Raw genomic sequence first — 7,192 nt, 5'->3', positions numbered from 1 at the left:
TCAGGCCCGGCCCAGGACCCCCAAGGGCCGTCAGGCCCGGCCCAGGACTTTCGCCCTCAGCCTGCGCATGCCGCCCAGCCAGCGGTCGTAGTCCGCCGTCTTGCGCTGCATGTAGGTGAGGACGATCTGGTGCGGCAGGATCAGGAAGCTTTCCGCCTCCAGTCCCTTCACCACAGCCTCGGCCACGTCGTCGGGCGACAGGACGCCATCCAGGTTCTGCGGCTGCTCCTGGCCCCCGCCGGCCCGGAGCATGGCCGTGTCCACCCCCTGCGGGCAGAGGACCGAGACCTTGATCCCCAGGTCGCCCTGGGCGATGGCCAGGCTCTCGGCGAAGCCGATGGCCGCGTGCTTGGTGGTGGAATAGACCGCGCTGCCGATCTGTGACAGCAGGCCCGCCGCCGAGACCGTGTTGAGGATATAGCCCTCGCCCCGGGCGATCATGCCGGGCAGGGCGGCCCGGGCACCGTAGACGTGGGCCATGACATTGACCCCCCAGGCCCGGTTCCAGACCGCGTCCGTCGCCGAGGCGGCGTTGTCCGGGTCCGGCTCGCCGCCGCCCACGCCGGCGTTCTGGCAGAACAGATCGATGCGCCCATGCGCGGCCTCAACCGCCCGGACCATGGCCTCGACGGCTGCCGGGTCGGAGACGTCCACGCCGTAGGACGAGCCGCCGATCTCGGCCGCGACCTTCGCGGCGCCCTCGGCGTTGAGGTCGACCACGGCGATATGGGCCGCGCCCTCCCGGGCGAAGCGCCGGCACAGGGCCGCGCCTATGCCATCGGCACCGCCGGTCACGATGATGATCTTTCCGTGAATCTTCATGGAGGACTCCTAGTCGTAGGCCATCAGGATTTCGTCGAGTGCCCGCTCAAGGTCGATGACGGTCGAGCACTGGGTGAGAAGCGTACAGAAAGGGCGGTATTCCAGCAGGCAGCTGTCTCCCGAGCCCCAGTTCGGCGCTGGCTCCGGGCACAGCCAGACTAGGCGCTTGGCCTGGTCGGCGATCTGCTTGAAGACGTCCAGGCGCGGGTTCGAATAGTTGGAGCGGCCGTCGCCGAGGATCAAGACGGTGGTCCGCCGGTCGATCACCTCGGTGAAGTCCCGGTCTAGCTCCAGGAAGGCCGCGCCATAGTCGGTGCCCCCCGAGCCCACCTCGTCGACGATGGCGCGCATGGCGGTCTCGAAGGGCAGGGTCTCGAGCGGCCGGCTGACGTCAGCCAGGTGGGCCGAGAAGGCGAAGGTCTCTAGGTCGGTGACCTTCTCCTTCAGGGCGTGCAGGAAGAGGAGCAGGAAGCGGACATACTGGGCCACCGAGCCGGAGACGTCGCAGACCGCCACGATCTTGGGCCGGTCCTTGCGCTTGATCTTCCAGATGATGTCGAAGGGCACCCCGTCATGGCCGGCGTTGGCGCGCAGGGTGCGGCGCACGTCCAGCCGGCCCCGGTCCCTGACCTTGCGCCGGCGCGCGTGGCGGACGGCCAGGCGCTTGGCCATGCGCTCGACCAGGGCCCGCATGCGGGCGGTGTCGCTGCGCCCCAGGGCCCCGAAACTGCGCTCCGCCAGGATCTCGTTCATGAAGGCGTCCTGCGCCGACCGGCCGTAGATCTCGAACCGGGCCTCGACGAAGGCGCGGGTCTGCTTCTGCAGGGCAGAGCGGTCGCCCATCAGGGCTTCGGCGTCCGCCTGTCCCTGCGCGTCGCGGCGGCCCAGGGCCTCCATCAGCCGCGCCTCCAGGGCCTCGACGCCCATCTGCTCCATCATCTTGCGGCTGTAGTAGCCGGACTGGGTGGCGAAGCGGATCTCATCCACCCCTGCCGCCGCGCCAGCCCGCTCCAGGGCCATGGCCATCTTTCCGGGGTTCTCGCCCCGGACCAGGGCGGAGAGGGCCTCCACTGGATCGCCCCCGTCACCGCCCTCGTCACCGCCCTCGCCACCGTCCTCGGTGTCCCCGGACTGGGGCTCGCCCCCGGCCCCGGCCTCGCCCTCGCCCAGCTGCCCGGAGTCCGGGTCTTCGCCCTCGCCGGGTTGACTCTCCGACGCGGCGGCGGCGGCGGCTTCCCGGCTGAAGTAGAGCTCGAACAGCTTTTCGTGGATCGCCTTTTCCTCGACCGACTTGGCCAGAACGGTTCCCAAGGCAGTCTTCAGGACGCGCCGGTCTTCCCAGCCCACCACTTCGACCGTGCGCGCGGCGTCCATGGCCTCGGTGGTCGAGACCCCGGCACCGGCGGACCGCAGGGCCCGGATATAGCGGGTGAGCGTCCGCTCCATCAGCGGCCGGCCTTGTCCCGGCTATCGAGCAGGGCCTCCACCTTGCCCGACACCTCGGCAATGTCGGACTGCCGCTTGAGGATGACGTTCAGGGTTGAGCGCACCATGGCCGGCTCGAGGGAATCAGCGTGCAGGAGAATCAGGGTGCGGGCCCAGTCGATGGTCTCGCTGATCGAGGGCAGCTTGCGGATATTCTCGCCCCGGACGGCCTGGATGAAGGCCACCAGGCGCTCCAGCAGCCGCTCGGAGACGCCGGGAACCCGGGTGCGCACGATCCGCGCCTCCAGCTCGGCGTCGGGGAAGTCGATGTGCAGGTGCAGGCAGCGGCGCTTGAGGGCGTCGCCCAGCTCCCGGGTGGCGTTGGAGGTCAGCATCACCAGGGGCGGCACCTGGGCCGCGATCGTCCCGATTTCCGGTACGGTCACCTGGTAGTCCGAGAGGACCTCCAGCAGCAGGGCCTCAAACTCTTCGTCGGACTTGTCGATTTCGTCAATCAGCAGGACCGAGCCTGTCGACTGCTCCATGGCCTTCAGGAGGGGGCGCGGCTCCAGGAAGTCGCGGGAGAAGAAGATGTCCTGGAAGCTGTTCAGCTTGTGAAGGGCCTCGTCCAGGCTGTCTGCGTCCTCGACCAGGTGGCCGATCTTGTCCTTGAGGATCTGGGTGTAGAGGAGCTGCTTGCCGTACTTCCACTCGTAGAGGGCCTTGGACTCGTCCAGGCCCTCATAGCACTGCATCCGGATCAGGGGCTGGCCCAGGCCCAGGGCCACCGAGCGGGCGAGGTCGGTCTTGCCGACCCCGGCGGGCCCTTCGATCAGGACGGGCTTGCGCAGATGGTGGGCCAGGTAGACGGCGGTGGCGATCTCCGGCGTGGCGATGTATCCCGACTGCGCCAGCATGGACAGGACAGCCTCAACGGAGGCGAGGCCCTCCGGCGTCTCCACACTTTTCGCCGCACCCGTCACCGCATCCGTCATCTCGTCTCCCCTGCCCGCCGTTCGCGGGTCCTGTTGGTTTCCAGTCCGGCCGAGCATTAGCGGACAGATCCGTCGAGACCAACCGTCATCCTTTCCTTGCCCGGAAAATTTGAATAAGGAGTATGGAGCGACCGCAGAGTCCGGGGAGGTCCATGAAGCTCTATCACTGCGCCGATGCGCGTTCCCTGCGCCCCCTCTGGGCGCTGGAGGAGCTGGGCGTCGACTACGAGCTGGTCAACATGGCCTTCCCGCCCCGGGCGACCTATCCCGGCTACCTCGACATCAATCCCCTGGGCACGGTGCCGACCTTTGTCGACGGCGACGTCACCCTCACCGAGTCCACAGGCATCTGCCACTACCTGGGCGAGAAGTTCGCGCCCACGGACCTGAGGGTCGATCCCGCCGAGCCGGCCTACGGCGAGTACCTGAACTGGATGTACCGCAGCGACGCGACCCTGACCTTTCCCCAGACCATCGTGCTCAGATACACGCGCCTGGAGCCCAAGGCGCGTCGCCTGCCCCAGGCGGCCGAGGACTATACGGTCTGGTACCTTTCGCGCCTGCGCAGCGTTGAGGCGGCCCTCGGGGACAGGGAGTTCCTGTGCGCCGGCCGCTTTACAATGGCCGATATCGCCGTCCATTACGCCCTCTTCCTGGGCGAGACCCTGGGCCTGGCGGAACGCTATAAGCCCCGCTCCCGGGACTATCTGGAGCGGCTCAAGGACCGCCCGGCCTTTCGGAAGGCCCGGGAGAGACAGGCCGCCGGGGCGGACTGAGCGACCTCTTTGCACGCACAAGCCAGGGGCGCCGGCCCCGAGGGAGTGAGACCATGAGCACTGTTGATCCCAAGGACCTTGCGGACTTCTCCGAGCAGGCCGACGCCTGGTTCGCCGAGAACGTCGCGCGCGATCCCGGCTTCATGCTGCCCCTGACCTTCATGGAGGTTGGCACGGATACTCAGTTCAACTTCCTGCGGGACTGGCAGAACAAGGTCTGGGAGGCCGGCTACCTGGGGGCCGCCTGGCCGAAGGCCTATGGGGGTGGCGGGCTTCCGCAGGCCTTCCAGACCGCTGCCACCCGGGCCATGCGCAAGCGCCAGGGTCCGATCATGCTCAACGCCATCGGCCTGAACTGGGCCGGGCCCCTCCTGTTGGAGATGGGGACCGAGGCGCAGAAGCAGGCCCACCTGAAGGGCATCCTCTCGGCCGAGGATATCTGGTGCCAGGGCTTCTCCGAGCCCGGCCACGGCTCGGACCTGGGCTCGGCCCAGACCCGGGCGGTCCGCGATGGCGACCACTATGTGGTCAATGGATCCAAGATCTGGACCACCCTGGGCCGCTACGCGAAATACATGATCCTGCTGGCCCGGACCGATCCCTCCACCGAGCGCAAGTATGACGGGCTGAGCTTCTTCCTCATGCCCATGAAGGCGCCAGGCATCGCGACCGTCCCGATCCGCAAGCTGACCGGCGAGCATGGCTTTACCCAGACCTTCTTCACGGACGCAAAGGCCCCGGCTGACGGCCTGGTCGGCCCCGAAGGTGGCGGCTGGAAGGTGGCCATGCGCACCCTGGAGTACGAGCGCGGGGCCCGGGGCGGACAGGCCGGAGGCTATGTCTCGGTCGGCGCCAACGCCTTCGACGTCTTCGCGCTGGCCCAGCGGACGAAGCGCGGCGGCCAGCCGGTTCTGGAAGACCCCCTGGTCGCTGACGAGATGGTCGGCTTCCTGATGGAGATCCAGGCCCTGACCCTCAACGGCCAGCGCACCCAGGTGCCCGAGCTGATCGCCGACCGGCCCCAGGGCATCCCCCTGGCCGCCAAGCTGATGGGCACGGAGATGTCCCGTCGGCTCAATGATTTCGCGGTCCGCCTCACCGGCGTCCGCGGGGCCTTCTATGTCGATGAGCCGGAGGCTACGGACAACGGCCTGTGGGCGCGCAACTACCTGAATGCCTTCTCGGCCACCATCGGCGGAGGCACCTCGCAGATCCAGGCCAACATCGTCGGCGAGCACGTGCTCGGCCTGCCGAAGTCCTAGGGAGGCGAGGTCAATGAAGGATCTGGGACGGATCGGTTTCACCGAGGACCAGGCGACTCTCCTGGATGTCGCCACGGACTTCTGCCAGCGGCGCTCCCCGGTGGCGACCGTGCGCCGCCTGATGGAGGCGGAGGCTGGTCACGACCCCGCGGTCTGGTCCGAGCTGGGCGACCTGGGCTGGCTGGGTGTGGCCATTCCCGAGGCCTACGGCGGTTCCGGGCTTGGCCTCGCCGAGGTGGTCCCCCTGGTGGAGCAGATGGGACGCCGGCTCATGGCCGGACCCTTCGTCTCCACGACCCTCGCTGCCCAGGCCCTGATCGCGGCAGGGACCGAGGACCAGAAGCGCGAGGCCCTGCCGCGGATCGCAGCCGGCGAGGCGGCGACCCTGGCCCTGGCCGAGCTGGATACCGACTGGGAGCCGGACGCCATCGCCTGCACCGCGACCCGGCAGGCCGACGGCCGACTGGCCCTGTCCGGGCGCAAGGTCCTGGTCACCGACGCCGCCGAGGCTCGCCGGATTATCGCCTCCGTCCGGATCGACGGCACCCCCGCCCTGGTGCTGCTGACGCCCGATGACCTCCCGGCCGGTGCCCTTCGCCGGGAGACGGTGATCGACGGGACGCGCAGGTCCTTCGCCCTGACCCTTGACGGAATCGTACTGGACCCTGACCGGCGGTTCGATCCGGACCGGACAGTCGCCGCCCTGGAACACATCCACCTGGCGGCCAATCTCCTGGCCGCCGCCGACATGGTGGGCGGGACCCAAGCCTGCATCGACGACACCCTGGACTACCTGCGGACCCGCACCCAGTTCGGCAAGGTGATCGGCTCCTACCAGGCGCTGAAGCATCCCATCGTCGACGCCTACACCCGCTATGAGCAGGCCCGTTCGCATCTCTACAGCGCCGCGCACTGCTTCAACGAACAGGGGACCGGCGAGATCGCCGTTCGCATGGCCAAGGCCTCCGCAGACGTCGCCTACAGCTTCGCCGCCGACCGTGCGATCCAGTTCCATGGGGGCTTCGGCTTCACCTGGGACTGCGACGCCCAGCTCTACCGTCGCCGGGCCATCTGGCACGCGGCCCAGTTCGGCGACGCCGCCTTCCACCGCAAGAAACTCGCCCGCCTTCTCTTCTGATCCCGGACCCGTCATGACAGATACCGCTTCCCTACCGCCCGCTAACCGCGCGCAGGCCCTCGCCATCCTCACGGCCCCAGGCCAACCCTACGAACTGGCCACCCTCGAGATTGGCGGCTACCTGCGGAAGGTTTTCGCAGCAGCCCCGCCCACCCTGCGCGAGCTGTTCGCCGCTGCCGTGTCGGACGCCACCTTCCTGGTCTATGGCGAGGAGCGCCTGACCTTCTCCGAGGTCGCCCTGGACGCTGCCCGCCTGGCTGCTGTCCTTGTCTCCCGCTTTGGGGTCGGCAAGGGCGACCGGGTCGCCTTTTCCATGCGCAACTTCCCCGAGTGGGTCATCGTCTACCAGGCGGCGACCTCCATCGGCGCCGTGGCCGTGGCCATGAACGCCCTCTGGCAGTCGGATGAGCTGGAGTATGGCCTGAAGGACTCCGGTGCGAAGGTCTTCATCGCCGACCAGGAGCGCCTCGACCGCCTGGCCGGCTGCTCGCCCGACCTCAACCTGCCGGTCATCGCCGTCCGGGCAGACCGTCCGGGTAAGGCCGCGCGCTACGAGGACCTGATGGCAGAGGCTGCGGGCGCGACCCTGCCGGTCGTCGATATCGCCCCTGAGGATGACGCCACCATCTTCTACACCTCGGGCTCCACGGGCCATCCCAAGGGGGTGGTGTCCTCCCACCGCAACATCATCTCGGCCCTGTTCTCCTGGGAGCTGGACGTCCGCGCCGGCGGCCTCGTGGCGGGGATCGAGCCCGTCCCGCCCGCCCGCCAGCC

7 protein-coding genes are annotated in these 7,192 nt (G+C 68.6%); 4 read left to right on the top strand and 3 right to left on the bottom strand.

The features are described from left to right. Positions 1–30: 30 nt before the first annotated feature. The 3 genes from WCJ52_RS10275 to WCJ52_RS10265 are packed head-to-tail and all read right to left on the bottom strand — an operon-like array spanning position 31 to position 3,242. Complete coding sequence (locus WCJ52_RS10275) at positions 31–822, bottom strand: SDR family oxidoreductase (RefSeq protein WP_336903213.1); 792 nt, start codon at positions 820–822, stop codon at positions 31–33. A 9-nt stretch (positions 823–831) separates the two neighbouring features. Then, entirely contained in the window at positions 832–2,268 is a 1,437-nt protein-coding gene (locus WCJ52_RS10270; protein WP_336903212.1) for a VWA domain-containing protein, read from the bottom strand. Further along, positions 2,268–3,242, bottom strand: coding sequence for a MoxR family ATPase (locus WCJ52_RS10265; protein WP_336903211.1), 975 nt, complete (start codon positions 3,240–3,242; stop codon positions 2,268–2,270). The genes WCJ52_RS10270 and WCJ52_RS10265 overlap by 1 nt, the downstream gene beginning before the upstream one ends. Positions 3,243–3,394: 152 nt before the next feature. Between WCJ52_RS10265 and WCJ52_RS10260 the strand changes: the two genes are divergently transcribed. The 4 genes from WCJ52_RS10260 to WCJ52_RS10245 all read left to right on the top strand — a co-directional run. Beyond that, positions 3,395–4,018 carry a glutathione S-transferase family protein gene (locus WCJ52_RS10260; RefSeq protein WP_336903210.1) on the top strand — a complete coding sequence of 208 codons (624 nt, stop codon included), beginning with the start codon at positions 3,395–3,397 and terminating at the stop codon, positions 4,016–4,018. Between the two features lie 53 nt (positions 4,019–4,071). Then, positions 4,072–5,280, top strand: a complete 1,209-nt coding sequence (locus WCJ52_RS10255) for an acyl-CoA dehydrogenase family protein (RefSeq protein ID WP_336903209.1) — start codon at positions 4,072–4,074, stop codon at positions 5,278–5,280. Positions 5,281–5,293: 13 nt separating this feature from the next. After that, positions 5,294–6,418 carry an acyl-CoA dehydrogenase family protein gene (locus tag WCJ52_RS10250; RefSeq protein ID WP_336903208.1) on the top strand — a complete coding sequence of 375 codons (1,125 nt, stop codon included), beginning with the start codon at positions 5,294–5,296 and terminating at the stop codon, positions 6,416–6,418. Between the two features lie 13 nt (positions 6,419–6,431). Next, on the top strand, positions 6,432–7,192 hold a 761-nt coding region (locus WCJ52_RS10245), incomplete at its 3' end, for an AMP-binding protein (protein WP_336903207.1).

It is taken from the genome of Phenylobacterium sp., assembly GCF_037138395.1.
In the GTDB taxonomy this organism is placed as follows: Bacteria; Pseudomonadota; Alphaproteobacteria; order Caulobacterales; family Caulobacteraceae; genus Phenylobacterium.
The sequence above is the reverse complement of the archived record's forward strand: the minus strand, read 5'-3'. Positions and strand labels throughout refer to the sequence as shown.

Bases quoted from the DNA above. Each gene is read 5' to 3' on its own strand.
- WCJ52_RS10275 (WP_336903213.1), bottom strand. From the start codon at position 822: ATGAAGATTCACGGAAAGATCATCATCGTGACCGGCGGTGCCGATGGC.
- WCJ52_RS10270 (WP_336903212.1), bottom strand. From the start codon at position 2,268: ATGGAGCGGACGCTCACCCGCTATATCCGGGCCCTGCGGTCCGCCGGT.
- WCJ52_RS10265 (WP_336903211.1), bottom strand. From the start codon at position 3,242: ATGACGGATGCGGTGACGGGTGCGGCGAAAAGTGTGGAGACGCCGGAG.
- WCJ52_RS10260 (WP_336903210.1), top strand. From the start codon at position 3,395: ATGAAGCTCTATCACTGCGCCGATGCGCGTTCCCTGCGCCCCCTCTGG.
- WCJ52_RS10255 (WP_336903209.1), top strand. From the start codon at position 4,072: ATGAGCACTGTTGATCCCAAGGACCTTGCGGACTTCTCCGAGCAGGCC.
- WCJ52_RS10250 (WP_336903208.1), top strand. From the start codon at position 5,294: ATGAAGGATCTGGGACGGATCGGTTTCACCGAGGACCAGGCGACTCTC.